This is a genomic window from Plantactinospora veratri, from assembly GCF_036421995.1.
Lineage (GTDB): Bacteria > Actinomycetota > Actinomycetes > Mycobacteriales > Micromonosporaceae > Plantactinospora > Plantactinospora veratri.
Map to the genome: position 1 here is coordinate 260,722 of NZ_JAZGQL010000012.1, position 25,349 is coordinate 286,070.

Genomic DNA, 25,349 nt, shown 5'->3' on the forward strand with positions numbered 1-25,349 from the left:
GCGATCGCCGCATGGTTGACAGCCAATAACGATCTATCTATGTTAACGCTCATCCATGTCGGCCGCCGCCTTGACGCGGCGGGCGGCTACCGGGCCGACCGGCAGCGGACGGAGGAGCGATGTCCCGATCCCGCCCGACCCGTGCGCTCGCGGGCGCCCTGGCGCTGACCGGTGTGCTCGGCACCGTCCCCGCCGCCGCCTCCACCGCCTCGGCCGCACCCGGCACCGGCTACACCGTCGAGGTCGACGCCGCGGGGACCGGCCCGGCGATCTCCGACACCATGTACGGGGTGTTCTTCGAGGACATCAACCGGGCCGCCGACGGCGGGCTCTACGCCGAACTCGTACAGAACCGGTCCTTCGAGTACGACCCGGCGGACAACGCCGCCTACACCGGCATGACCTCCTGGGCCCCGACCGCGCCGGACGGGGTCCGGGGCACCGTGGCGGTGGTCGACGACACCGGACGGCTCAACGAGCGCAACCGCCGCTACCTGCGGCTGGAGCTGCCGGCGGGCGGCCAGAGCTACGGCGTGGTCAACGCGGGATACAACTCCGGCATCCGGCTCGACCGGCAGCGGTACTACGACTTCTCGCTCTGGGCCCGTACCAGCGCCGCCGCCGGCACCCCGCTGACCGTCCGGCTCACCGACCCGGGCGGCGCCGACCTCGCGGCACCGCTGCGGATCGTGGTCCGGGGCGACGGCTGGACGAAGTACACCGGCAGCTTCCGGGCCAGCGTGACCAGCGGCACCGGCCGGCTGGCGGTGACCGGGACCGGCGGCGGCACCGTACGCCTCGACATGGTCTCGCTCTTCCCCCGGGACACCTTCAAGGGCCGGCCGAACGGGATGCGCCGCGACCTGGCCGAGAAGGTCGCCGCGCTGCGCCCGGGATTCCTGCGCTTCCCCGGCGGCTGCCTGGTCAACACCGGCAGCCACTACGGCTACACCGCGCCGGACTACGAGCGGCGCCGCTCCTACCAGTGGAAGGACACCGTCGGGCCGGTCGAGGAACGGGCCACCAACGCCAACTTCTGGGGCTACAACCAGTCCTACGGCCTCGGCTACTACGAGTACTTCCAGTTCGCCGAGGACATCGGCGCGATGCCGCTGCCGGTGGTGCCGGCGCTGGTCACCGGCTGCGGGCAGAACCGGGCCACCGAGGACCCGGAACTGCTGCGCCGGCACATCCAGGACACCCTGGACCTGATCGAGTTCGCCAACGGCCCGGCGACCTCGCGGTGGGGCGGCCTGCGGGCCCGGATGGGTCACCCGGCGCCGTTCGGGCTGACCCACCTCGGGGTCGGCAACGAGGAGAACCTGCCGGACGAGTTCTTCATCCGCTTCCAGCAGTTCCGGGCGGCGATCGAGGCCGCGTACCCGGAGATCACCGTGATCAGCAACTCGGGGCCGGACGACGCGGGCGGCACCTTCGACCGGCTCTGGCAGCTCAACCGGGATGCCGGGGTCGAGATGGTCGACGAGCACTACTACAACAGCCCCGAGTGGTTCCTCCAGCACAACGACCGGTACGACTCCTACGACCGCAACGGTCCGAAGGTCTTCCTCGGCGAGTACGCCTCGCAGGACAACCGGTTCTACAACGCGCTCGCCGAGGCGGCGTACATGACCGGGCTGGAGCGCAACGCCGACGTGGTGAGACTGGCGTCGTACGCGCCGCTGCTGGCGAACGAGGACTACGTGCAGTGGCGGCCGGACCTGATCTGGTTCAACAACAACACCTCCTGGCCGTCGGCGAGCTACCAGGTGCAGAAGCTGTTCATGACCAACGTCGGCGACGAGGTGGTGCCGAGCCGCGCCTCCGGGACACCGGGCACCACGGTCCCGATCACCGGTGCGGTGGGTCTGTCGACCTGGGCCACCAGTGCGGCGTACGACGACGTCACGGTCACCTCCGCCGACGGCACCACCCTGCTCCGGGACGACTTCTCGGGCGGCGCCGGGCAGTGGAGCCACCCCACCGGGCGGGGCTCGTGGTCTGTCGTGGACGGCGCGTACGTGCAGTCCGACGAGGTCGCCGAGGACACCATGGTGACGGCCGGCGACCCGGGCTGGCGCGACTACGACCTGCGGGTCACCGCCACCAAGCGGTCCGGCCGCGAGGGCTTCCTGGTCGCCTTCGGGGTGCGGGACACCGGCAACTTCTACTGGTGGAACGTCGGCGGCTGGAACAACACCCAGACGGCGGTGGAGAAGGCCAGCGGCGGCGGCAAGCAGACGATGATCGCCAAGCCCGGCAGCGTCGAGACCGGCCGCGCCTACGACCTGCGGATCTCGGTCCGGAACCGGACGGTGACCCTCTATCTGGACGGTCAGGAGTGGGGCAGCTTCACCGACGACCGGGTCGCCGAGCCGTTCCGTCAGGTGGTCACCCGGGACCGGTCCACCGGCGAACTGGTGCTGAAGGTGGTCAACGCGCAGGCGTCCGCGGCGGCGACCCGGATCGACCTCGGTGACCGGGTGCGGGTCGCCGGCACCGCCCGGGTGACGACCCTGACCGGCGGGCCGGACGACGTCAACACCGCCTCGTTCACGCCGATCCAGCCCCGCGAGTCCCGGCTGACCGGCGTCCGGAACACCTTCGCGTACACCTTCCCGGCGTACTCGGTGACGTTCATCCGGCTCGGCGTCGCGGAAGCAGGAACCGGAAGCGGAGCGGTGGAGAGGACAGCGCGGTGAGCACTGACGGAGTCAGCCGGCGTGGACTGCTGCACGCCGCCGGGAGCGGCCTGGTCGTCGCCGGAGCGGCCGGTGCACTGCCGCTGGCCGCCGGGGACGCGGCCTGGGCGGCGCCCGACACCGGCCCGGCACCCGGCACCGACCGGCGGGCCGAGTCGGCCGGCCTGACCACCCGGAACCCGCTGGTCGCCCAGCGCGCCGACCCGTTCATCACCCGACCGGTACGCGGCATGTACTACCTGACCGGCTCGGTGCCGGAGTACGACCGGATCGTGGTGCGCGGCGCGTCGACGCTGGACGGGCTGGCCGACGCGCGGGAGCGTACCGTCTGGCGGCGCCCGGCCGCCGGCCCGATGGGTGGCTACATCTGGGCGCCGGAGCTGCACCACATCGACGGGCGCTGGTACATCTACTTCGCCGCCGGAGACTCCGACAACCCGTTCCGGATCCGTACCTACGTGCTGGAGTCCGCCGAGCCCGACCCCCGCACGGCGGCCGGCTGGGTGCTGCGCGGCCAACTCGTCACCGCCTGGGACACCTTCACCCTGGACGCCACCACCTTCGCGCACCGTGGGGTCCGCTACCTCCTCTGGGCGCAGAGCGAGCCGGGGATCGCCACCAACAGCAACCTCTACATCGCCGCGATGGCCTCCCCGCTGGCGATCCAGGGCGACCCGGTGCGGATAGCCGTGCCGACGCTGCCCTGGGAGGTGCAGGGTTTCCGGGTGAACGAGGGTCCGGCGGTGCTGGTCCGCAACGGCCGGGTCTTCGTCACCTTCTCGGCCAGCGCCACCGACGCCCGCTACTGCATGGGGCTGCTCACCGCCGACGAGAACGCCGACCTGCTCGACGCCCGCTCGTGGACCAAGTCGGCGCAGCCGGTCTTCGCCACCAACGAGAACACCCGCCGGTACGGCCCGGGGCACAACTCGTTCACCGTCGCCGAGGACGGCGAGACGGACGTGCTCGTCTACCATGCCCGGGACTACCGCGACATCACCGGCGACCCGCTCTTCGACCCGAACCGGCACACCCGGGTGCAGCGGCTGTACTGGAACACCGACGGTACGCCCAGCTTCGGGGTACCGGTCGGGGACGGCGGGCCGGTGCTCCGGTTCTCCCCGCTCGACGCGCCGGAGGCGTACGTCCGGCACTTCGGCTATCTGCTCCGGGTCGAGGGCGGGGTGCGGGACGTCGCCGACACACAGTTCCGGCTCGTGCCCGGGTTCACCGGTCCGGACCGGGTGGCGGTGCAGTCGGTCAACTTCCCCGACCGGTACGCCCGGCTCGACGGCACCGTGCTGCGGATCGACCCGTACGAGGACAGCGACGCGTACGCCGCCGCGGCGAGCTTCGTCAGAGTGCGTGGGCTCGCCGACCGGGGGGCGGTGTCGCTGCGGCTCGCCGAGGACCCCGACCGGTACGTCACGCACGACGGCAACGGGCGGCTGACCGTCGGCCGGCCCGGCAACCGCCGCGCCGACCGGGAACGGGCCACGTTCCGGATCAGGTGACCGGCGGTGACGGCTGCGGTTGCCCGCCGCCGCGAGGCGACGAGGTCCGGGTGCTCCGCTCCGACCGCCACCCGGCCGCTCAGCCGACCAGCAGCGGCAGCAGGTTCAGCGAGTTGACCGCCGTGTGCAGTGCGACGATGGCCCAGACGTTGCGGTGGCGGGCCCACAGATAGCCGGCGAGAAGGCCGAATCCGCCGTTCCAGGCGAGCATCACCGCGACCATCTCCCACAGTGGACCGTCACCGATCCGGTGCACGTGCATCGCGGCGAAGAGTAGCGAGGTGGCGACGATCGCGGGCCAGCGTCCGTACAGCGCCTCCAGGCGGGTCTGCAACAGCGCCCGGTAGAAGATCTCCTCGGCGAGGCTCGCGGTGACGAAGGTCAGCAGGGTGGCGGCGAGCAGGTAGATCCGGTCGTACTGGCGGTAGCCCGACATGTCCTGGCTGCCGGCGAGCGGGCTGTAGTAGAGCAGGTACGCCCAGCCGACCAGGGCGGGCAGCGGTCCGAGCCAGTACCAGCGGCTCGGCAGGACGCGTCGGTGTGCCCGGCCGCCCCGCCACTCGGTCGGCCAGCACCTCAGCACCAGCGCGGCGCCGCCGAAGAAGAGGAGGAGCTTGATCGGCGCGTACCAGATGCCGGGGTCGACGGCGAGCACCACGGCGGGGAGCAGCAGGGCGATCCCGACCAGTCCGATCGCCTGCCGGCCGAGTGCGGGCCGCTCGGCGGCCCCGGCGGCCGGCATGGCCGGTAGCCGGAGCGGGACGAGCCGGACCAGCAGCAGGCCGACCAGGGTGGCGGCGACGATCCCGGCCAGCGGCTTGGCCGGGGCCTCGGCGTCGGCGGAGGTCCGCACCTCCGCCCCGCTGAACAGGGCCAGTGCCACCGGGGCGGCGATCAGCAGTGCGACACCGACGCCGGTGAGGATCCGTCTGGGCATGGTGCCAGCGTGCCGACCGGCTCGGTCTTTCTCCTCGCCCGCCATGACGATTCGTCGCTACATCCTTTGATCCATGCTGTCGCCCGCGCCGCGCTCGCCGGGCGTTCCGCCGTGCGCGCTGTCACCTCGACGTCGCGCGGTCATCCGGACGCCGGCGATCATCCAGACGGCGTGCGGCCTGCTCAGCGGCGTCCCGGCCGGGGACAGCGGGCTGGGCGCCGCCGTTCGGCCCGGGAAATGTCGGAGGTGCCGACGACAATGGCGCAGGGCTCCCGGTCAGGGGACCCAGGCTGGTCCGCCGACCCTGGGCTGGTCCGCCGACCCGGGGCTGGTCCGCCGACCCGGACGGTGACGGGGCCGGCGGGTTCGGGCAGTGACATCATCGAGCGGTCGTGACACGAGGGGGACGGGGATGGACGGCGCCACGGGGGAGAGCCAACCGGGCTGGCTGCGCGGGCCGCTGCGCCCGTTCCGCAACGGGCAGTACCAGCTCCTCGCCGGTGCCCTGACGATGTCGCTCTTCGCCGCCGGGGTGTGGATGATCGCCGTCGTCTGGCAGGTCATCGAGATGGACGGCGGGCCGGGCGAACTCTCCTTCGTCTCCGCCGCGATGGCGGCCGGCATGCTGGTCACCACGCTACTCGGCGGGGTACTGGCGGACCGCGTCCCGCAGCGCCGCATCCTGCTGGCGGTGGCCGGCGGCCGTACCGTCGCGATCGGCCTGGTCTCGGTGCTGGCCGTGACCGATCAGCTCCGGCTGTGGCAGCTCGCGGCGGTGGCGCTGCTGATCGGGGTCGGGAACGGCTTCCACTTTCCGGCATATTCGGCACTGCTGCCCTCGATCCTGCCGCCCGAGGACCTGATGCCGGCCAACGGTGTCGAGGGGATGCTGCGGCCGACGATCATGCAGGCCGCCGGGCCCGCCCTGGCGAGCGTGCTGATCGCCGCCTGGTCACCCGGTGCCGCGCTGCTGGTGGTGACCGTGCTGGAGGTCGTCGGTGTGGCGTTCCTGCTGGCGTTGCGTCCGGTGCCGCTGCGGCACCACCAGGCCGCACCGGCGGCCCATCCGGTCCGCTCGACGCTGATCGACCTGCGCGACGGCTTCGCCTACATGGGCCGTACTCCCTGGCTGCTCGCCACGCTCCTCTACGCCTCCATCCTGATCCTGCTGATCATGGGGCCGATCGAGGTGCTGATCCCGTTCGTGATCAAGGACCGGGCCGGTGGCGGCCCCGGCGACCACGCGTTGGTGATGGCCGCGTTCGGCATCGGCGGCGCGATCGGCTCACTGGGGATGGCCGCGTTCCGGATGCCCCGGCGGTACCTGACCATCATGAACCTCCTCTGGGGGCTGGGCTGCCTGCCGCTGGCCGTGGTCGGCGTCGCCGGCCAGGTCTGGGTGATCGCCGTGGCGGTCTTCGCCGTCGGGATCTGCTTCTCCGCCCCGATGGTCATCTGGGGCACCCTGCTCCAGCGCCGGGTTCCGCCGCACATGCTCGGTCGGGTCTCCAGCCTCGACTTCTTCGTCTCGCTGGTCTTCATGCCGCTGTCGATGGCCGTCGCCGGCCCGGTCAGCACCGGCATCGGCCTCGGTACGACATTCGCGCTCGCCGGCCTGCTGCCCGCCGCGCTCGCCGGGCTGGCGATCGTGCTGGCCCGGATGCCGCAGGACGAACTGGCGCACCCACTCGACGTACCGACGGAGCCGGTCGACGTACCGGCAGAGTCGCTCGACGTACCAGCGGAGCCAACCGGTGCGGCGACGGGGCCGGCCGACCCCGCCATCCCGGAGCCGGTCGTCCGGGTCTGACCAGCCCTGCCCCGCCGTCGTCCCGCGCTGGCCTGTCGCCGCGCCCCGCCCCGGGTGCCCCGGCCCGGCCCCGGGGCGGCGCGTCACCCGGACCAGATCCCGGTCGCGGCGGCCCGCCGGGCGAAGTCGCGGAAGTCCCGGGGCTCGCGGCCGAGCGCCCGCCGCACCCCGTCGCCCAGCCGCGCGTTGCGCCCGTCCAGCACCTCCACGAAGAGGTACGTCAACAGTGCTGCCACCTCCGCCGGCAGCTTCTGCTCCGCCAGCATTGCGGCGTACTCCTCGACGGGGATCGTCCGGAACCGGATCTCCCGGCCGGCCGCCTCGGCGATCTCGGCGACGGCCTCGGCGAAGGTCAACAGCCGGGGGCGGCCAGCTCGTAGAGCTGGCCCACGTGACCGTCCCCGGTCAGCGCCGCCTCGGCCACCTCGGCGATGTCGTCGGCGTCGACGAAGGGCTCTCCGACGTCACCGACCGGCAGCAGGAGTTCGCCGTCGCGCAGCGGCGCCAGCAACTCGCCTTCGTCGAAGCTCTGGTTGAACCACACGCCTGCGGCGGTCGGCCGTCAGCGGTCGTCGAGCTGGTCGTCGAACGGGTCGTGCCCGAGGAGTTCGAGGAACGCCTCCCGGACGTCGATCCGGGTCGACTCGCCGCGCGCGGCATGGTCGCGGAGGCGCTGGAACAGCGGCATCAACTGGCGGATCTCGTCGGCCGAGACGACCGTCACCAGCGGAGCGAGGTGCTCCGCGCGGTCGATCTCGATGCTGACGATGCCGGTCGCGGGGATCGCCGAGAACCGGAACGGGCCGAGCCGGTCCACCGTCACGGCGGGGGTACCGCTGCCGGTGCGCGCGGCCCGCAGCGCGGCGATCCGCTCAAGCTGGTACCGGGCCAGCTCCCGGAGCGTCGTCGACTTCTCCGGGTCGTCCCGGATCGCGCGTAGCCGGCGCTCGACGTCGTCGAGTTCGGCCGAACCGTCGTCTTCCCGCGAGCCTCGCATGACCGAAGGCTATCGATCCGCCAGGTGCGGCAGTCGCACACGAGGTGCGAAGCCGTTCGGATAGGAAAGCGCTTGCCCACGCAGTGCGGGTCGCCGACGACCCGCCGGTGCCTAGAGCGCCGCGACGATGCGGTCGGCGGTGATCGGCAGGTCGCGTACCCGGACCGAGAGCGCGTCCGCGACCGCGTTGGCGATGGCGGCCGCCGTCGGGCCCTGTGCCGCCTCGCCGGCGCCGACCGACGGCTCCGACGGGCGATCCACCAGGTGTACGTCGACCTGCGGCACCTCACCGAAGCGCAGGATCGGATAGTTCTCCCAGTCCGCGCTGGTGACCCGCCAGCGGTCGAACCGGACCCGTTCCTTCAGCGTCCAACTGGTCGCCTGGACGGCACCCCCCTCGATCTGGTTACGGACCCCGTCCGGGTTGACCACCCGACCCACGTCGACGACCAGCGTCAGCCGGCGTACCCGTACCTCGTGCCGGGCCTCCACCTCCGCCAGCACCGCGCAGTACGCACCCCGGTCCTTGTAGCGGGCGAAGCCGATGCCGTAGCCGACACTCTCCTCCGTACCGCGTCGCTGCCAGCCGCCGAGCGCGGCGGCGGTGGAGACCACCTCCCGGGCCCGGGGGTCGACGAGCTGGGCCAGCCGGTACGCCACCGGGTCCGTACCGGCCGCCAGGGCCAACTCGTCCATGAAGGACTCGATGGCGAAGACGTTGGTGAACGCGCCGAGCGAGCGCAGCGACGAGGAGCGCAGCGCGGTCCGCAGCACCCGGTGGCCGTGAATCCGGCGCTCCGGGAAGGTGTAGATCGGCCAGGCGTTGCGGGTCGTCCCGCCGCCGCCCCAGGCCGGTGGATCGGCCGCCGGTGGCGTCGGGCGGGACCGGTCCCGGTGCGTGGAGGCGAGCAGTCCGGGGCTGCCGGCGTAACCGGGCCGAGCCGTGTGCCCCTGACTCCACACGTCGTAGCTCCAGGTCAGCACCGTACCGTCGGCGCCGACACCGGCCTGGACCTCGGCCACCATCGCCGAGCCGAACGGTGCCCAGGTCAGCTCGTCGCGGCGGCTCCACCGCACGTGCACGGGCCGGCCGGGAACCGCCCGGGCGAGCAGTACGGCGTCGAAGGCGGCGTCGTCCGCGCCGTTGTGGCCGTAGCTGCCGGCGCTCTCGACGTGTCGCACGTCGACCCGGTCGGCGTCGAGTTCCAGGGCCGCGCCGATCGCCCGACCCAGCCCGTGGATGCCCTGGCTGTGGCTCCAGACGGCGACCGCCGTACCGTCCTCGGCCCAGCGGGCGGCACCGCAGCTCGGCGCCATCGACGCGTGGGCCAGGAACGGCCGGCTGTAGCTCGCCCGCAACCGCCGGACGACCGGCCCGCCGGCATGTCCTACCGCTGCGCCCTGCCGGGCGGCGCCGCCGGGCTCGGGTACCGGGATCGACTCGGCCGGACCCTCCCGGAGGAAGTTGGAGATGTCGTCCTCGTCCGGCAGGGTCGGCTCCTCGTGCCAGCGCGCCCCCTCGGCAAGTGCCGAGGCGGCCCGTTCGGCGTTCGCCTCGCCCTCGGCGACCACGCCGAGGAAGTCGCCGTCCCGGACCACCGCCTGCACGCCGGGCAACTCGCGGGCGGCGGCGGTGTCGACCTCGACCAGGGTCGCCGCCGGTGACGGCGGCCGCACCACCCGGCCGGAGAGCTGCCCCGGCAGGGCGAGATCCTGGATGAAGCGTGGCCGGCCGGCGAGCTTGTCGGGCAGGTCCAGCCGGGGCACGCTGGTACCCGCCCAGCGGGCCTGCCGCACCGGCTTCGGCCGGACCGCCCCGGTCGCTTCCCGAGCCAGGTCGACCCGCTCGGACAGTTCCCCGTAGGACGTGCGTCGTACGCCGGCCGCGTCGGTGATCACCCCGTCCTGGACCGTGACGGTCTCCGGATCGAGGGGGAGGGTCAGCACCGCCTCGGCGACGAAGCGGGCCCGTACCTCGGCACACACCTGGCGGACCGCGGCACCGGAGTCGGCGACGGAGAGGCTGCCGGCGGTGAGTCCCTCGTCCGGCCCCTCGGCGGTGCTGGCCGCCGCCATCCGGACGGCGGCGATGTCGACGTCGAGTTCGTCGGCGGCGAGCTGGGCCAGCGCGGTGAGGATGCCCTGGCCGACTTCGACCTTGCCGACCCGGACCGTGACGGTACCGTCCCGGTGCACGGTGATCCAGCGGGCGAGCCGTGGGTTGGCCAGCACCCCCCGGGGCAGCGGTGGCAGGTCGGGGGCGACCTCCGGACCGTCGGCGCTCACCGTTGGGCCGCCGTTCCCGTCGGCGCTCATCGCTCGACCGCCGTTGCCGCCACCCCGTCGCCTCGGTCAGCAGGATCCGCCCCGGTGCCACCGGCGTCGCCCGTGCCTGCCTGGCTGGTGCTGGTCCTGTTCGCGGCGGAGCCGTCGACCATGGACTGTCCGGCCCGGACCACGGCGCGGATCATCCGCCGCTGGGCGCCGCAGCGGCACAGGTGTCGGTCGAGCGCGGCGGCGACCGTCGCCTCGTCCGGCTGCGGCTGCGCGGCGAGCAGGGCCGCCGCGCTGACCAGGATCCCCGAGACGCAGTATCCGCACTGTGCGGCCTGCTCGTCGAGGAACGCCCGTTGGACCGGATGCGGTACGTCGCCGTCGGCGAGCCCTTCGACGGTGGTGACCGCTCGGCCGGCGACCGACCAGAGCGGGGTGTCGCAGGACGGCACGGGGCGGCCGTCCAACAGGACGAGGCAGGCGCCGCAGAGGCCCTGACCGCAGCCGAAGCGGGAGCCCTTGAGGCCGAGTACCTCGCGCAGCACGTGCAGCAGGGAGCTGTCGGCGTCGGCGTCGACCTTCCGGCGTTCGCCGTTGACGGTCAACTCGAATGTCTGTTCCATGCCCCAGGCTTCCCGGCGTCTCGGGTGTCCCGCACACCCTCGGGACGATGATCCACAATCGGTTGCAGCAGCCTCGCCTACGTCGGGGCGGACGTCAACCCGGCCACCGCCGGTCCGCCCGCCGCGGATCGGATTGTGCGAACGTGGCCGGTATGGGTTTCTTCGACCGTCCGGCCGTCGCACCGGATCCACAGCCGGAACCGCCCGCGCCACCCCGTCCGGCCTGGATGAAGCCCGAGGCCGTGTTTCCAGGCGTCGTGGCCGAGCATCGCCTGCTGGCACACACCGACAGCGCCGCGATCGCGATCACCGGCCTGCTCGCGTACCCCGAGGGCTTCGAGTTCACCGTGACCGCCGTGCTCCGGACGCCGGATCGCCGCCCCGGCCTTCGACAGTGTCCGGTCCACTTGAAGCTGGCACCGTCCACGGTTGTTGGCACCAGCGGTGGCACCGTCCGGATTGTGTTGGCACTGGTCTCCGGTCTCCGACATCTGGCGTCTGTCTCGCTGTAGCTGGTGACGGCCAGAGCGGTGTCAAACCTCGAAGGTGGGTGCTCGGTTCACCGAAGTTGGCTTGGAGACTGGTAGCGTGCGCGGCTTCCGAGACCTACGCGTCCGCGCCAGTTCATGAGGAGGAGCCGAACGATGACGGATACCGGAACGCGGTTGGAAGGCGGCGGCACTTCTGGGTCACGGAGCAGGCGAGCGGACGACTGGTTGGCAGACATCCGGATCTCCTACGACACGGTCGCCGACAGCTACTCCGACTACACACGGGTGGCTTTGGCTGGGGAGCCCTATCTGCTCGCGGCGTTGGCGTTGTTCGCCGATCTGGTCCACGCCGCCGGCGGTGGCCCGGTGGCGGACGTGGGCTGCGGACCAGGCCATGTCACTGCCCACCTGCATAAGCTGGGCGTCGATGCCTTCGGCGTCGATTTGTCACCCGCGATGATCGACATCGCTCGGCGGGAGCACCCCGACCTGCGGTTCGAGGTGGGTTCGATGACGGACCTACAACTCGCTGACGCCTCGATCACTGCCCTGCTCGCCTTCTGGTCGTTGATCCACATCCCCGACGACGAGATCCCGGCGGTTCTTGGCCACTTTCGGCGGGTGCTGCGTCCCGATGGACCTCTGTTGCTCGGCTTTCACGTCGGAGATGAGTCACGGCTGAAGACGGAAGGCTACGGCGGTCATCCGATGAAGGTCTACGTGCACCGCCGTCAGCCGGACCGGATGGCGACCTGGCTGCGCGATGCCGGATTCACGGTCAAGGCCCAGATGCTGCTCGGCCTCGACGAGAGCCTTCCAGGAGCGGTCCTCTTTGCACACCGCCGGCCCTAGCATCCCGGCCAAGTCCACTGACCCAGGCATCGGTGGTGATGCCGTTCGGATGTAGTTGGCACCGGTTTCGGTAGGGTGCCGGGGTGCTGCACGTGGTACGAGATCTTCACGGTCGGCTGGCGGCTGAGTTCGGGGTTGGGGCTGACGGCGCCGAAGGAGCGCCGGTCTCGACCGGATGACGGCTGATGGAGGCGGCTCCCGGCAGGGGCGGAACCGGCAGCGCTTGTCCACGGGTCGTCAGCGTCGGGTGAGTGTGCGGCTCGGCGAGGACGAGCACGACGATTTGGTTGCTGCGGCGCGGTTGGCGGGTTTGACGCCGACGGGGTACGTGGCGCAGGCGGCTGCGCGGGGGCGGCGGCCGAGTTGGGCGAGCCGGTGGTGGAGGGTGTGAGCCGGGCCGAGTTGGCGCAGGTGCAGCGGGAGTTGTTCGCGGCTCGGACGGCGGTGAATCGGCTTAGCGCGGACCTGGATCAGACCGTGGCGGACGGCGGGCCAGCGACGGACGGCGTGATCGGGTTGTGCGTGCGGTCGGTGCAGCGCTTGGACGATGCTGCTGTCGTGCTCGATCGGCTGCTACGTCGGGTCGGGAGGCGGGGCTGATCCCGAAGGTGCACCGGCGGGGGACGTCGGTGGGTTGGTTGCTGCGTTACCTGTTCGGCCCCGGTGAGAGTGGGGATCATCGGGATCCGCGTCTGGTGGCGGCGTGGGCCTTCGCCGGGGACCTGGCGGGGCTGCGACCGGTCATGGACGCTGCGGGCCGGCGTGAGGTGCGGCGTTTGATCGGGCTGTTGGAGCAGCCGGTGCACGCGGGGGTGAACCCGCCACCGTTGCCGGTCTGGCACTGCTCGGTTCACAACCACGGTGACGACCCGGTTCTGTCGGACGGGCAGTGGCGGGAAATCGCTGCCGAGATCATGGCCGGGGTCGGGCTGGCGCCGCACGGCGACGAGGCCGCGGTGCGGCGGGTGGCGGTGCGGCACGCCGAGAACCACGTGCACTTGGTGGCGACGTTGGTGCGGCAGGACGGTCGGACGGAGTGGGGGTGGCATGACCATGTGCGGGCGCAGGCGACCGCCAGGGATCTGGAGAGGCGGTTTGGGCTGCATCGGGTGGCGCCCAGGGGGCATTCCGCCGGGCGCCCTCCTGAGCCGGCGGAGCTGAACAAGGCGGCACGGCAGGGACGGGAGGAGGTTCCTCGGGACCGGCTGCGGCGAGAGGTCCGGACGGCGGCGGGTTTGGCCGTGGACGAGGCGAGCTTCTTCGACCGGTTGCGGGTGGCAGGGCTGCTGGTCCAGCCGCGTCGTGGTCGGCGCGGCGGGCCTGACGGGTACGCGGTGGCGACGGCGGATCACCGCAGCGCGGTCGGTGCCGTGATCTGGTACGGCGGGGGCCGGTTGGCGCGGGATCTGACTCTGCCGGCTTTGCGGCGCCGGTGGCGTGGGTCAGCGGGTTGAGGCTGTCGGCTCGGTACGGTGCCGGGGTGCTGCGTGTGGTGCCGGGCTCGGGCGACCGGTTGACTGCTGAGTTCGAGGTGGCGTTCGTCGATGGGGACGGGGTGGAGGTTCGGGCGTCGCTGGCGGACGCGGCGGGGGTGCCGTTCGAGGCGGTCGCACCGGTACGCCGGTTTCCCTCCTACAAGCGGCAGCGGCACTTTCCGGGGCTTTGGTGGTCGTCGAGCACCGGTGGACACGTCGGCTACGAGTCCTGGTTGGAGCGTGACCACCTGATGATGCTGGACTACGAGTCGGCGGTGGTCGGGCTCGCGTCGCAGCCGCTCTGGCTGTTCTGGGAGCACGAGGGACGAACCCGTTCGCACGCCCCGGACTATTTCGCCCGGTTGGCCGGTGGTGGTGGGCTAGTGGTCGACTGCCGGCCGGTGCGGCGGATCAAGCCGCGGGACGCGGTCGCGTTCGAGGCCACTCGGCGGGCGTGTGAGCTGGTCGGGTGGGAGTACCGGCTGGTCGGGGCGTTGGACCCGGTGCTGGCGGCGAACCTGCGATGGCTGGCCGGTTACCGCCATCCCCGCCACGAGTTGCCGGAGATGGCGGCGGCGTTGCGGGCGGTGTTCGCGGATCCGACGCCGTTGATGGCCGGAGCGGCGGTGGTGGGCGACCCGGTGGCGGTGCTGCCGGTGTTGTTCCACCTGCTCTGGCGCCATGACCTTGTCACCGATCTGTCCACGCCGCTGAGTGGGGACACGACGGTGGCCACGGCCGGGGCGGTGTGATGGGCGGGCGTCCGCCGGTGCTGCGGGTCGGGGACTGGGTGCGGTTCGACGGCGGCGAGCACCAGGTGGTGGCGTTGGCCGGTACGTCGGTGCGGCTGGTGGCCCGCTCGGGCGTCTCGCAGGTGGTGCTGCTGCCGTTCCTGCTCGCCGCTGCGGACTTCGCGCTGGTCGACGGGCCAGCGCCGGTGGGGGTGGAGCCGTTCGGGCTGCTGGACAGTTTGCCGGCGGAGACGGTGGCCCGTGCCCGGGAGTGGGAACGGCACCTGGTCGAGGTGATCACCGGGCTGCCGCCGGACCCGGCGCCGGGAGCCTTCCCTCGGCCGGGGTTCGACCCGGCGTCGACCACGATGAAGCAGCGCGACGCGGCGAAGGCCGAAGAGCTGACCGCTGGCGGCAAGCCGGTGTCCGCCCGCACCGTGATGCGGATGCGGGTGCGGTATGCCGAGCAGGGGTTGTGGGGGTTGGTTGACCAGCGGGCGGCCCGGGGCGGGGAGCCGACCGGGCGGGCGGATCCACGGCTGGTCGCGGCGATCCGCGCCGAGCTGGACGCGCAAACGCACGTCTCGACCGGCACCCGGGAGCGGCTGATGCGCAAGGCCGTCGCCGCGGTGGAGGCCGAACACGGCGCCGGGGTGGTGCCGCTGCCAGGCCGCAGCGCCTTCTACAAGCTGATCGGCGCGTTGTCGGCGGGGCGGCACTCGTTCGGGGCGGCGACGACCCGCCGGTCGCTGGCCAACCGTCCGGACGGGCCGTTCACCCCGACCGTCGCGGCCCGACCCGGCGAGCTGGTGCAGATCGACTCCACCCCGTTGGACGTGATGGTGCTGCTCGACTCCGGGGTCGTCGGCCGACCGGAGTTGACGATGGTGGTTGACGTCGCCACCCGCACGATCGCGGCGGCAGTGCTGCGCCCGGCCGGGACGAAGGCGGTCGACGCCGCATTGCTGCTGGCCCGGATGCTCGTTCCGGAGCCGATGCGGCCGGGCTGGTCGCCGTCGCTACGGATGTCGGCCTCCCGGCTGCCGCACGCCCGGCTGGTCGACATCGACACGCGGCTGACGCTGGCGGCGGCCAAGCCGGTGATCGCGCCGGAGACGATCGTGATCGATCACGGGAAGGTGTTCGTCTCCGAGGTGTTCCTGCGGGCCTGCGCCACGCTGGGCATCTCGGTCCAGCCGGCCCGGCCGCACACCCCGACCGACAAGGCGATCGCGGAACGCACCTTCTCCTCGATCAACACCCTGTTCTGCCAGTACGTCGCCGGCTACACCGGCGGCAACGTCACCCGACGGGGCGACCGGGTCGCCGACGAGGCGGTCTGGAGCCTGGCCGAGTTGCAGGACCTCCTGGACGAGTGGATCGTCGCCGGCTGGCAGTCCCGCCCGCACGAGGGCCTGCACGACCCACACACCCCCGGCCGGCCGCTGTCGCCCAACGACGCCTACGCCGCCATGATCGCCACAGCCGGCTACCTGCCGATGGCCCTGTCCGGCAACGACTACCTGGAACTCCTGCCGGTCCAGTGGCGGCAGATCAACGACTACGGCATCCGCATCGAGCACCGCACCTACGACAGCCCGGACCTGGCCCCTGGCGTCGGCAGCACTCAGGGGTGACCGCCCGACGCGGGCTCTGGGAGGTCCACTACGACCCCTACGACCTGTCGCACGTATTCGTCCGCACGCCGGACGGCTGGGTCACCGCCACATGGACCCAACTGCCAATGATCTCCGCCCCGTTCGCTGACTTCATCTGGCGCCACGCCCGCCGCCTCGCCGCCGACCAGGGCCTCGACCCGACCAACGAAACCGAGGTCGCCCGCGTCCTGGACGACCTGCTCACCCGCGCCGGAACCGGACCAGCACCAGACCGGAGCACCGCCCGGGTCGTCGCCCGCACCCGCGCATCACGCCCGGCCGTCCCCGACGCGCAGGTCATCGAGCTGCCAGTCCAGGAGCCGGCCGCCGACGCGCCGGTGGTCGCGTTCGGGATCTTCGATGCCGACGCCGAAGCCGAAAGGTGGCCATGACCGACCCCGCGCCGCAGCACCTGCGCATCGGCCCCGACATCGACGACCAGGACAAGGCGGCCGACCACCCGCTGACCACCAAGGAAGGCTGGGGACGGTTCGTCAACCACCGCCCGACCCCACCAGCCGGCGACGACGACGCCCGCATCGACTACCTGTCCGAGCTGGTCATGGTCAACACCCCGACCGTCGCCGAGGTCATCGCCTGCGCCCGTCGTCTCGTGTTACTCAACCGCCGGCAGGTCTCCGCCCGACGCGGGCTGATCGTCACCGGCGTCCCCGGCACCGGCAAGACCACCGCCATCACCGCCCTGGGCCGCGCCCACGAACTCGCGGTCCGCCGCCGCCACTCCCATGAACGCGACCGGCTGCCGGTCGTCTACGTCACCGTCCCACCCGCCGCCACCCCGAGATTGCTCGCCGTCGAGTTCGCCCGCTTCCTCGGCCTGCCCGCCGCGACCAACCGCGCCAACAACCTCACCGAGGTCGTCAACGCGGTCTGTGTCACCGCCACCAGGGTCGGCGTCGACCTGGTCCTCGTCGATGAGGTGCACAACCTCAACCTCGCCACGCGATCCGGCGCCGAGGTCTCCGACCAGCTCAAATACTTCGCCGAGCGGCTACCCGCGACGTTCGTCTACGCCGGCGTCGACGTCGAACGCGCCGGCCTGTTCGCCGGCCCCCGGGGCCGGCAGATCGCCAGCCGGTTCACCAGCATCCCCGCCGCCGGCTTCGCCTACGGCAGCCCCGACCAGCGCACCGCCTGGCGAGCCCTGGTCACCGGCCTGGAAGCCACCCTGCCCCTGCGTCAACAGATCCCCGGCAGCCTCGCCAAGCACGACGAATACCTGCACCGTCGCACCGCCGGGATGATCGGCAGCCTGTCGCACCTGGTCCGCGGCGCGGCGATCGATGCGATCCTCGACGGCACCGAACGCATCACCCGCTCCCACCTCGACGCCATCCGGCTCGACCACGCCGCCGAGTCCTACCACGCCACCCGACCCGCAGCAGCACGGCAACGGCCCAGCACGGCCAAGATCGGATGACGCAGCCCCTGCCGCCCCGGCTGCCGATCCGGATCCGTCCCGCCCACCACGAAACGCTCAACTCCTACGTCGCCCGCCTGGCCGCCGTCCACGGCCTGCGCTACGAAGACCTCTGGACCAACCTCAGCGCCCGGCGGCTATCAGGCACGCGACGGCTGATCGTGCTCAACCGGATCGCCGCCGCCACCGGCCACCCCCGGCAGGCACTCGAACGAGCGCTGCCGGAACTATCCGACCCGGCACCCGACTGGCAACAACTCCGCCACTACCCACAACACGCCTGCCCGGCCTGCACCGCCGGACACCCGGGCGGCCCGGTGCGCAGGCTCCACCGCCACCACCAGTTCCTCTGCACCCGCCACGGCTACTGGATCGGCCCGGCCTACCTCTTCGACAACCCACCACGACGACTCGCCACACAGATCCCCGAGCTGGTCCACAGCCAACGTCGTCACGACCGGCTGGTCCGCCGCCACGGCTGGCGCACCACCTACAACGCGATCTCCCGATCGTTCGTGTTCACCATCGACCTGCACTTCTACGGCGGCGCGTTCACCCCAGGCAACCCGCACGACCCGCGCATCTACCGACTCTTCCCCACCGGGCAGCCATTCATTACCACCCACTACATCGCAGCCTTCTACCCCGAGATCGTCCGCCTCGCCGAACTGTTCTGCACTACGCGTTGGCGCCCCGCCGCCGAACAAGCCCTCCCGTGGTTCCGCCGCCCCCTGGACTCGCCAGAGCCAACCAACGCCACCAGCCGCGACGCCGTCATCGCAGCCATAGCCACAGCAATCCGCTGCTCACCTGACCTGATCAGCCACCCCGACCACAGCCTGCGCATGGCGAACTGGCTCGAAAACATGATCGACGGGCCACGCCTCGTCCCCGACAAGACCTTCCCCGACACCCGCGTCCCCACCACCCTCGACGGCACTCCCAGCACCGACAACCAAGACGAACTGAAACGCGTACGCCAGGCAAGGCGACAATTCCAGACCAACGGGCCAATCGTCTCCTGGCTCCTCCCGACCAACGACCGAACCGAGCCAGACACAACGGCAGCACGGCACTGCACCACCCGAGGCCCTCACTGGATCAAGCTCGACGAGGACGACATCGCCGCGCTCGGCCACCCCGCTCAAGAAGGTGCCAACTAAACCTGGACGAAAACGCTTCCGCCGTCCGCACCTAGTTGGCACCGCAACTGCTCAAGCGCGACGATTAGTGCCACCTTCACGTGGACCGGACATACGGCGTTCCCGAGTCACGGGTGCAGCTCGACGGCCGCTTGATACTCGACGCCGCCGTCCGGGCGGTCCGGCTCTGGCCCCCCGCCGACAGGACGCCCGACTGACCGGGTCAGTCGTCGGCGCCGGCCGCCGGATCGGTCGCGCGCCGGAACCGATCGCTCCACTCCCGGAGCTGGTCGGTCAGCTCGGGCGGGGAAAGCACCTCGAACTCCGCGCCGAGCGCGCCGAGCGCCATGGTCGGCCAGTCCAGGGTGTCGGTGGTCATCACCATCCGGCAGTGCCGCTCGTCGACGTACTCGATGGTGGCCCAGCGGGACAGCCGCTCCTGCACGACGGCCAGCGGTGCCCGGACCAGCACCTCGACCCGGTACGGCGCGGGCAGGTTCTCGATGCCGGCCCGGACGAACGTGGCGGCGTCCTCGGCGGGGAGTTGCCGGGGATGGAACCGGGCGCCGGTGCCGCGCGGCTCGTGCAGCCGGTCGAGCCGGAAGCTGCGCCAGTCGTGCCGGGTCAGGTCGTAGCCGACCAGATACCACCGCCGGCCGAGCGAGACCAGCCGGTACGGCTCGACGTGCCGTTCGGTCCGCTGCCCGTCCCGGGCGGTGTAGCCGAAGTGCAGCCGTTCGGTGTCCCGGCAGGCCTGGGCGACGGTGGTGAGGACCGCCGCCTCGACGGTCGGCCCGCCACCGTCGCCCCAGAACGCCGGTACGGTCATCGCGCGCAGCGCGTCGACCCGACGCCGCAGCCGGGCCGGCATCACCTGGACGACCTTGGTGAAGGCCCGGATCGACGACTCCTGGATGCCGGCGACCGCCCCGTGTGCGGCGGCCTGCAACCCGACGGCGAGTGCGACGGCCTCCTCGTCGTCGACCACCAGTGGGGGCAGGGCGGCGCCCGGGGCGAGCTGGTATCCGCCGTCGACGCCACGGTGCGCGTCGACCGGGTAGCCGAGTTCGCGCAGCCGGTCGACGTCGCGGCGGAGGGTACGGACCGAGACGCCGAGTCGGTCGGCGAGTTCGGTGCCGGGCCAGTAGCGGTGGGTCTGCAAGAGGGAGAGCAGGCGGAGGGTCCGGGAGCTGGTGTTCGCCATGCCGGCAAGTCTGCCCGACATTCAGGCCAGAAAGTGGCCGCTATGCGACCTAGCGTTTCGGGCATGACAGAACCGATCCTCCGACCGGGGGAGCAACCGATGATCGACGCCCGCTCGCTCACCCGGGATTTCGTCGTGAGCAGCACCCAGACCGTGCACGCCGTCCGGGGCGTCAACCTGCGGATCGAACCCGGCGAACTGGTCGCGCTGCTCGGCCCGAACGGCGCCGGCAAGACGACCACGATGCGGATGCTCACCACGCTGATCGCCCCGACCTCCGGCACCGCCACCGTCGCCGGCCACGACGTGGTACGCGACCCGGGCAAGGTCCGCCGGCACATCGGGTACGTCGGCCAGGGCAACGGGGCCGGGCACAGCCAGCGGGTCCGCGACGAGTTGCGTACCCAGGGCGCGATCTACGGCCTGGACCGGCGTGCCGCCCGGCGACGGGCCGACGAGCTGCTGGACAACCTCGACCTCGCCGACCTCGCCGACCGGAAGGTCTCGGCCCTCTCCGGCGGGCAGCGTCGCCGGCTGGACGTGGCGATGGGCCTGGTGCACGCGCCGTCCCTGCTCTTCCTCGACGAGCCCTCGACCGGGCTGGACCCGCAGAACCGGGCGAACCTCTGGGAGCACATCCTGCGGATGCGCGCCGAGGCCACGATGACGGTGGTGCTCAGCACGCACTACCTCGACGAGGCGGACTCGATGGCCGAGCGGGTTGTCATCGTCGACCACGGCGAGATCATCGCCGACGAGTCTGCGGCGGCGCTGAAGGCGAAGCTCGCCGGGGACCGGATCGTGGTCACCGTCGCCGGGGACGACGCCGCGCCACTGGCCCGGCTCGTCGACCGGCTCCCCGGCGCCCGGGACGTGGTCCGTGCCGGATCCCGGGTCGAGGCGCACGTCGCCGACGGGCCGGCGGCGCTGCCGGAACTGCTCCGGGCCGCGGTCTCCGCAGGGGTACCGGTCGGCACCGCCCAGGCGCACCAACCCACCCTCGACGACGTGTTCCTCACCCTCACCGGCCGCAGCCTGCGCGAGGCCGCGCACGACACCCCGACCGCGCAGGACGGCCCGCAGGACCCGCAGACCCGGAAGGACCTCCCATGACCGCCATCGGTGCCACCGCCCCCTCGCCGATCCCGGTTCCGGCGGAACGCCGGACGGGTCCGGCCGGCCTGCTCCGGGACACCGGCATCGTGCTGGCCCGGGAACTGCGTCCGCTGCGGCACGACCCGTTCTCGCTCATCTTCGGCATGGTGCAACCGCTGGTCTTCCTCGGCCTGTTCGGGCCGCTGCTGGTCGGCTCGCTCGGCGGCCAGGCCGGTACCGCCCTCGGCGCCGGTGGCGTGTGGCAGTGGTTCGTACCGGCCATCCTGGTGATGACCGCCCTGTTCGGCACCTCGGCCACCGGAGCGAACCTGCTCTTCGAGTTCCAGACCGGTGCGCACGAGCGGATGCTGGTCACCCCGCTGTCCCGCCCGTCGCTGCTGGTCGGTCGGGCGCTCAAGGAGATGGTGCCGCTTGCCGGGCAGGCGGCGATCATCGTCGCGGTGATGATCCCGTTCGGCTTCCGGCTCTATCCGGTCGGCGCGCTGGTCGGGTTGGCACTGCTCGCGGTCTTCGGCGTCGGGCTCGGCGCGCTGAGCTACTCGCTCGCGATCGCCGTACGCAAGCAGGACTGGATGTTCTGGGCCGTGCAGCAGACCCTGATCTTCCCGCTGATGCTGCTCTCCGGGATCCTGCTGCCGTTGGAGACCGGCCCGGGGTGGATGCGGGTCGCCGCGCACTTCAACCCGTTGGCCTATCTGGTCGACGCCGAGCGCGCGCTCTTCGCCGGTGAGATCGGTTCGTCGACCGTGCTCTGGGGCTGGGTCGCGGCGCTGGTCACCGCCGCCGTCGGCCTGGCCGTCGGGGTACGGGCGATGGCCCGCAGCGCCGGCTGAGCAGACTGGCCCGCCGGGGCGGGTACGGCGGTCGCACGCCACCCCGCCCCGGTGGAGGCCGCCACTGCCGAAAGGTCGTACCGCCACCGCCGGACGTCCACGTTGGATGCGCCACCGCGGCCCTGTCCAGGGCTCCGTCCGGGCGCGGCGGAAAATGTCGCCGCGCCCGTCTATCTTCTCGGGGCATCGAACGAGAAGGGCGGGGGTCGTGGGAACGATCGAGGACGGGTGGGAGCGGCGCAGTGTCGCCCGGGTGCTGCCGGCGGTGCGGCCCCGCAAGCTGGCGAAGGTCCCCTTCGTCGAGTTGGCGGACGGTCGGTTGCAGGGTGTCGTGTCGAGCGGTTCGGACATCGAGCGGGTCTACGTCTCGTCGATCGTCGCCGGCAGCCACGCCTTCAACTGCAGCACCAACAACAACCGCCCCTGCGGCGGGTTGCGTGGCGCGCCCTGCAAGCACCTGCACGCGCTGCTGGACGAGGCCACCGTGCAGTACGGCGTCGAGCGGGTCGCCCGCTATCTGCGGATCGACGCGGCCGACGGGGCGTCCTCCGGTGCCGACCTGGCGGCCCGGCTGACCGGCGGTCCCGAGCCGACACCGGCGGCCGTGGTCTTCAGCCGGTTCCTCCGGCACCTGGCCTATCTGGAGGTGCCGGGCAGCACCGAGCCGCTGCCCGAACTGCACTGGTTTCCGGCGATGGGGACGGTCGGCTGATGCTCGCCACCCAACTGGCCGGGCTCGCCACCGTCGAGCCCGGGGTCGAGGAGGCGCTCGACCTGGTCGGCGGCTTCGACGACGGTTTCAGCCACGGTTTCACCCGGCTGGGTGAGCAGCCCCGGGCGGCGCTGGCCGCGCTGGCCGACACCCTCACGGTGACGCCACTCGGCGAGCGGGTCCGGGAAGCCGTGGCGAAGGTGGTGGCGGGTTCTCTCGCCGACGAGCACCTGACCGCGCTGGCCGGCGGACGTGCCGCACTGCTCGGCGCGGTGCACGACGCGCTGCTCGCCCGGCTGGACAGCGCGCTCGGCCGCACCCGGGCGGACCGGACGGCACCCGAGCCGGCCGGCACCGCCGGGTCCGTGCCCGACAACGTGCTGGCCGGATGCCGGTCCTGGCTGCGGGAGCTGGCCATCGCGGGCTGGCGCGGCGTCGACCACGACCTGGTCGCCGCCGCGGCGCCGACCCTCGACGCGGCGCTGGCCGTGCCGGCGCTGCGCCGGCTGGCGGTACTCCTCGACGGCCTGGCGGCCGAGCTGCGCGGCTGCTGCCCGGTGTCGACAATGGACCGGCTGCCGGCCCGGCGCTGGGCGGACCTGTGGACCCGGGCCCTGCTGCTGGCCCAGCCCGGTGCCCTGCCGGACGGGCCGGTCGCCGGCACGCCGGTCTCCGGACGGCTGCTGCCGCTCGGTGCCGACGTGCACGAGCACGGCACCGCGATCCAGGTGCAGGTGCACGCCGTACTCGAACCGGCCGGCGGTGCGCCGGCCCGGCTGGTCCGGACGAGCGTCTCGGCCGCGAAGGTGGAGACCATCGTCGGCCCGGCGGTCTGGCGACTGCTCGGCAGCCACCGGGTGCTGCTCGGCGCGCTCGCCCAGCGGCACGCCGTGGAGGTCACCGACCTGCCGCTGCTGCCCGGTGGCGACCTGGTCTGGCGGGACGACCAGGCCCGGCCGGCCGAGCCGGCCGACCCGTTCGCCACCGCCCGGCTGCGGCTTCCCGAGGCGGTCGCCCCGGCGGTCGCACCGCTGGACCGCCATCCGGTACGCATCGCCGAACCCGTCCTCCTGGAGGGCTATTCCGCCACCGCCGACGACCGGGGCGGAGTCACCCTGGAACTCGGTGGGCAGTCCCTGCCGGTCGACGTGTCCCGGCTGCCCAGCTGTGCGCCGCTGACCCCGGAGCTGGTCGCCAGGTCGTCGGCCTGTCTCGGCCTGCTCCGCTGGGACGCCGGCCGCTGGCTGTTGCAACCGCTCGCAGTGCGACACACCTCGAAACGCGCGACGGCGGAGGCGCACACCGGTGACTGGGCGCTCGGCCCGACCGATCCCAGGGTGGTCAAGGCGGAGGCGAAGTCCGGCGACGCGGTGGCCGTACTCCGCGAGCGGGCGGGACGGTTGCTGCGGCGATGAGCGGGCAGAGAGCAGAGTCGAGCGGCGGTGCCCGAACCCACGCCAACCGGCGGCAGGTGCTCTACTGGCGCCTGCTGGCCAGGCTTTTCGACGGGGACGAGCAGCCGGCGCTGGAGTCGGCCAGCGTGGCGATCGTCGACGACCTCGGCCTGCCGGCGGCACTGCTGGATCCGGCGGTCTCGGTCGACACCATCGTGCAGCGCTTCCCCGAGCTCGCCGCCGACCTGCGGGACCTGATGACGGCGCCACCCGCCGAGGAGGACTCCACCGGCGCTCCGGCGTCGCCCGGCGGCTCCGACGAGCAGGTCGGCAACGCGGAGGTACGCCGGGCCGCCCTGGTGTCGAAGTTGCTGCTCAACGTCTTCGCGACCGGTACGGGCAACGTCACCGCCACCGAACTGGCCCGCTGGCAGTCCGACGCCGGCTGGTTCGAGCAGGCGCTCGGGCTGGAGCCGGGGCAGCTGCGTGGCGGTCGGCCAGGCGCCACCGGCGGGCCCGGCGTCGGGACCCAGCCCGGCACCGGCGAACTGGCCGGGGTGCTGGCCGGGATCGAGGGCGACCTGGTGCGCCGGATGCGGTTGCGCGAGGTGCTCGGCAACAGCGCGCTGGCCAGCAAGCTGACCCCGAGCATGTCGCTGATCGAGCAACTGCTGCGGGACAAGCACAACCTGTCGGGTGTGGCGCTGGCGAACGCCAAGGCGCTGATCCGGCGCTTCGTCGACGAGGTCGCCGAGGTGCTGCGTACCCAGGTGCAGCAGACCAGCGTCGGCACCATCGACCGCTCCGTGCCGCCGAAGCGGGCGTTCCGCAACCTCGACCTGGAACGCACCATCTGGAAGAACCTCACCAACTGGAACCCGGAGGACCAGCGGCTCTACGTCGACCGGCTCTACTACCGGCAGACCGCCCGGCGGACCACCCCGGCCCGGTTGATCGTGGTGGTCGACCAGTCCGGGTCGATGGTCGACGCGATGGTGAACTGCACCATCCTGGCCTCGATCTTCGCCGGGCTGCCCAAGGTCGACGTGCACCTGGTGGCGTACGACACCCGCGCGCTGGACCTGACGCCGTGGGTGCACGACCCCTTCGAGGTGCTGCTGCGGACCAAGCTGGGCGGCGGGACGGACGGCACCGCCGCGCTCACCCTGGTACGACCGAAGATCGCCGAGCCGCGCAACACCGTACTGGTGTGGATCTCGGACTACTACGAGGCGAATCCGCAGGGCGTCTTCGACGGCCTCGCGGCGGCGCACCGCAGCGGGGTACGGGTGATCCCGGTCGGCTCGGTCAACAGCGGCGGCCAGCAGAGCGTGAACCCGTGGTTCCGGCAGCGTTTCAAGGATCTCGGTGCGCCGGTCCTCTCCGGGCACATCCGCAAGCTCGTCTTCGAACTCAAGAACTTCCTCAGCTAGGAGACCCACC

Annotated in this window: 21 protein-coding genes and 1 pseudogene; 16 read left to right on the top strand and 6 right to left on the bottom strand. The window is 72.2% G+C overall.

Annotation, left to right across the window (positions count from 1 at the left end; translation table 11 throughout):
• Positions 1-119: 119 nt before the first annotated feature.
• Both V1634_RS17965 and V1634_RS17970 read left to right on the top strand, forming a co-directional pair.
• Positions 120-2,702, top strand: a complete 2,583-nt coding sequence (locus tag V1634_RS17965; RefSeq protein ID WP_331209000.1) for an alpha-L-arabinofuranosidase C-terminal domain-containing protein — start codon at positions 120-122, stop codon at positions 2,700-2,702.
• On the top strand, positions 2,699-4,216 hold the full coding sequence (locus tag V1634_RS17970; RefSeq protein ID WP_331209001.1) for a family 43 glycosylhydrolase: 1,518 nt from the start codon (positions 2,699-2,701) through the stop codon (positions 4,214-4,216). The genes V1634_RS17965 and V1634_RS17970 overlap by 4 nt, the downstream gene beginning before the upstream one ends.
• Before the next feature lie 79 nt (positions 4,217-4,295).
• Here the strand turns inward: V1634_RS17970 and V1634_RS17975 are convergent, their stop codons facing one another.
• Positions 4,296-5,153, bottom strand: a complete 858-nt coding sequence (locus V1634_RS17975) for a CPBP family intramembrane glutamic endopeptidase (protein WP_331209002.1) — start codon at positions 5,151-5,153, stop codon at positions 4,296-4,298.
• Between the two features lie 412 nt (positions 5,154-5,565).
• Between V1634_RS17975 and V1634_RS17980 the strand changes: the two genes are divergently transcribed.
• The gene (locus tag V1634_RS17980; RefSeq protein WP_331209003.1) at positions 5,566-6,963 is read left to right on the top strand and encodes an MFS transporter; all 1,398 of its coding nucleotides are present in this window, start codon (positions 5,566-5,568) and stop codon (positions 6,961-6,963) included.
• Positions 6,964-7,046: 83 nt separating this feature from the next.
• Here the strand turns inward: V1634_RS17980 and V1634_RS17985 are convergent.
• From V1634_RS17985 to V1634_RS18000, 4 genes and pseudogenes are all read right to left on the bottom strand, one after another.
• Positions 7,047-7,504, bottom strand: a pseudogene (locus V1634_RS17985) (NmrA family transcriptional regulator); the annotation flags it as partial.
• A 21-nt stretch (positions 7,505-7,525) separates the two neighbouring features.
• A complete protein-coding gene (locus tag V1634_RS17990; protein WP_331209004.1) occupies positions 7,526-7,960 on the bottom strand; it encodes a hypothetical protein in 435 nt (144 codons plus the stop codon).
• Between the two features lie 111 nt (positions 7,961-8,071).
• A complete protein-coding gene (locus V1634_RS17995; RefSeq protein ID WP_331209005.1) occupies positions 8,072-10,276 on the bottom strand; it encodes a xanthine dehydrogenase family protein molybdopterin-binding subunit in 2,205 nt (734 codons plus the stop codon).
• On the bottom strand, positions 10,273-10,857 hold the full coding sequence (locus V1634_RS18000; protein WP_331209006.1) for a (2Fe-2S)-binding protein: 585 nt from the start codon (positions 10,855-10,857) through the stop codon (positions 10,273-10,275). The genes V1634_RS17995 and V1634_RS18000 overlap by 4 nt, the downstream gene beginning before the upstream one ends.
• A 152-nt stretch (positions 10,858-11,009) precedes the next feature.
• On the opposite strand from V1634_RS18000, the gene V1634_RS18005 reads away from it, so the two are divergent.
• From V1634_RS18005 to V1634_RS18040, 8 genes are all read left to right on the top strand, one after another.
• Positions 11,010-11,369: a hypothetical protein gene (locus V1634_RS18005; protein WP_331209007.1), complete on the top strand. Its 360-nt coding sequence runs from the start codon at positions 11,010-11,012 to the stop codon at positions 11,367-11,369.
• A gap of 132 nt (positions 11,370-11,501) precedes the next feature.
• Entirely contained in the window at positions 11,502-12,200 is a 699-nt protein-coding gene (locus V1634_RS18010; RefSeq protein WP_331209008.1) for a class I SAM-dependent methyltransferase, read from the top strand.
• Between the two features lie 776 nt (positions 12,201-12,976).
• Entirely contained in the window at positions 12,977-13,654 is a 678-nt protein-coding gene (locus V1634_RS18015; RefSeq protein ID WP_331209009.1) for a relaxase family protein, read from the top strand.
• 26 nt (positions 13,655-13,680) lie between these two features.
• Positions 13,681-14,427, top strand: coding sequence for a TnsA-like heteromeric transposase endonuclease subunit (locus V1634_RS18020; protein ID WP_331209010.1), 747 nt, complete (start codon positions 13,681-13,683; stop codon positions 14,425-14,427).
• Positions 14,427-16,043, top strand: coding sequence for an integrase (locus V1634_RS18025; RefSeq protein WP_331209011.1), 1,617 nt, complete (start codon positions 14,427-14,429; stop codon positions 16,041-16,043). Before V1634_RS18020 ends, V1634_RS18025 begins: the two co-directional genes overlap by 1 nt.
• Entirely contained in the window at positions 16,040-16,456 is a 417-nt protein-coding gene (locus V1634_RS18030) for a hypothetical protein (protein WP_331209012.1), read from the top strand. Before V1634_RS18025 ends, V1634_RS18030 begins: the two co-directional genes overlap by 4 nt.
• Entirely contained in the window at positions 16,453-17,505 is a 1,053-nt protein-coding gene (locus V1634_RS18035; RefSeq protein WP_331209013.1) for an ATP-binding protein, read from the top strand. The genes V1634_RS18030 and V1634_RS18035 overlap by 4 nt, the downstream gene beginning before the upstream one ends.
• Positions 17,502-18,668 (top strand): TniQ family protein, encoded by a 1,167-nt coding sequence (locus V1634_RS18040; protein WP_331209014.1) that lies wholly within the window; start codon positions 17,502-17,504, stop codon positions 18,666-18,668. The genes V1634_RS18035 and V1634_RS18040 overlap by 4 nt, the downstream gene beginning before the upstream one ends.
• A gap of 202 nt (positions 18,669-18,870) precedes the next feature.
• Here V1634_RS18040 and V1634_RS18045 read toward each other — a convergent pair whose 3' ends face one another.
• Positions 18,871-19,851: a helix-turn-helix transcriptional regulator gene (locus V1634_RS18045; protein WP_331209015.1), complete on the bottom strand. Its 981-nt coding sequence runs from the start codon at positions 19,849-19,851 to the stop codon at positions 18,871-18,873.
• Between the two features lie 63 nt (positions 19,852-19,914).
• On the opposite strand from V1634_RS18045, the gene V1634_RS18050 reads away from it, so the two are divergent.
• From V1634_RS18050 to V1634_RS18070, 5 genes are all read left to right on the top strand, one after another.
• Entirely contained in the window at positions 19,915-20,964 is a 1,050-nt protein-coding gene (locus V1634_RS18050; RefSeq protein WP_456238619.1) for an ATP-binding cassette domain-containing protein, read from the top strand.
• Positions 20,961-21,800 carry an ABC transporter permease gene (locus V1634_RS18055; protein ID WP_331209016.1) on the top strand — a complete coding sequence of 280 codons (840 nt, stop codon included), beginning with the start codon at positions 20,961-20,963 and terminating at the stop codon, positions 21,798-21,800. Before V1634_RS18050 ends, V1634_RS18055 begins: the two co-directional genes overlap by 4 nt.
• Before the next feature lie 208 nt (positions 21,801-22,008).
• The gene (locus V1634_RS18060; RefSeq protein WP_331209017.1) at positions 22,009-22,512 is read left to right on the top strand and encodes a hypothetical protein; all 504 of its coding nucleotides are present in this window, start codon (positions 22,009-22,011) and stop codon (positions 22,510-22,512) included.
• On the top strand, positions 22,512-23,927 hold the full coding sequence (locus V1634_RS18065) for a hypothetical protein (RefSeq protein ID WP_331209018.1): 1,416 nt from the start codon (positions 22,512-22,514) through the stop codon (positions 23,925-23,927). The genes V1634_RS18060 and V1634_RS18065 overlap by 1 nt, the downstream gene beginning before the upstream one ends.
• A complete protein-coding gene (locus V1634_RS18070; protein WP_331209019.1) occupies positions 23,924-25,339 on the top strand; it encodes a VWA domain-containing protein in 1,416 nt (471 codons plus the stop codon). Before V1634_RS18065 ends, V1634_RS18070 begins: the two co-directional genes overlap by 4 nt.
• Positions 25,340-25,349: the final 10 nt, after the last annotated feature.

Coding starts and splice junctions, on each gene's coding strand:
- V1634_RS17965 (WP_331209000.1), top strand. CDS start 120: ATGTCCCGATCCCGCCCGACCCGTGCGCTCGCGGGCGCCCTGGCGCTG.
- V1634_RS17975 (WP_331209002.1), bottom strand. CDS start 5,153: ATGCCCAGACGGATCCTCACCGGCGTCGGTGTCGCACTGCTGATCGCC.
- V1634_RS17980 (WP_331209003.1), top strand. CDS start 5,566: ATGGACGGCGCCACGGGGGAGAGCCAACCGGGCTGGCTGCGCGGGCCG.
- V1634_RS17990 (WP_331209004.1), bottom strand. CDS start 7,960: ATGCGAGGCTCGCGGGAAGACGACGGTTCGGCCGAACTCGACGACGTC.
- V1634_RS17995 (WP_331209005.1), bottom strand. CDS start 10,276: ATGAGCGCCGACGGGAACGGCGGCCCAACGGTGAGCGCCGACGGTCCG.
- V1634_RS18000 (WP_331209006.1), bottom strand. CDS start 10,857: ATGGAACAGACATTCGAGTTGACCGTCAACGGCGAACGCCGGAAGGTC.
- V1634_RS18005 (WP_331209007.1), top strand. CDS start 11,010: ATGGGTTTCTTCGACCGTCCGGCCGTCGCACCGGATCCACAGCCGGAA.
- V1634_RS18010 (WP_331209008.1), top strand. CDS start 11,502: ATGACGGATACCGGAACGCGGTTGGAAGGCGGCGGCACTTCTGGGTCA.
- V1634_RS18025 (WP_331209011.1), top strand. CDS start 14,427: ATGGGCGGGCGTCCGCCGGTGCTGCGGGTCGGGGACTGGGTGCGGTTC.
- V1634_RS18035 (WP_331209013.1), top strand. CDS start 16,453: ATGACCGACCCCGCGCCGCAGCACCTGCGCATCGGCCCCGACATCGAC.
- V1634_RS18040 (WP_331209014.1), top strand. CDS start 17,502: ATGACGCAGCCCCTGCCGCCCCGGCTGCCGATCCGGATCCGTCCCGCC.
- V1634_RS18045 (WP_331209015.1), bottom strand. CDS start 19,851: ATGGCGAACACCAGCTCCCGGACCCTCCGCCTGCTCTCCCTCTTGCAG.
- V1634_RS18050 (WP_456238619.1), top strand. CDS start 19,915: ATGACAGAACCGATCCTCCGACCGGGGGAGCAACCGATGATCGACGCC.
- V1634_RS18055 (WP_331209016.1), top strand. CDS start 20,961: ATGACCGCCATCGGTGCCACCGCCCCCTCGCCGATCCCGGTTCCGGCG.
- V1634_RS18065 (WP_331209018.1), top strand. CDS start 22,512: ATGCTCGCCACCCAACTGGCCGGGCTCGCCACCGTCGAGCCCGGGGTC.
- V1634_RS18070 (WP_331209019.1), top strand. CDS start 23,924: ATGAGCGGGCAGAGAGCAGAGTCGAGCGGCGGTGCCCGAACCCACGCC.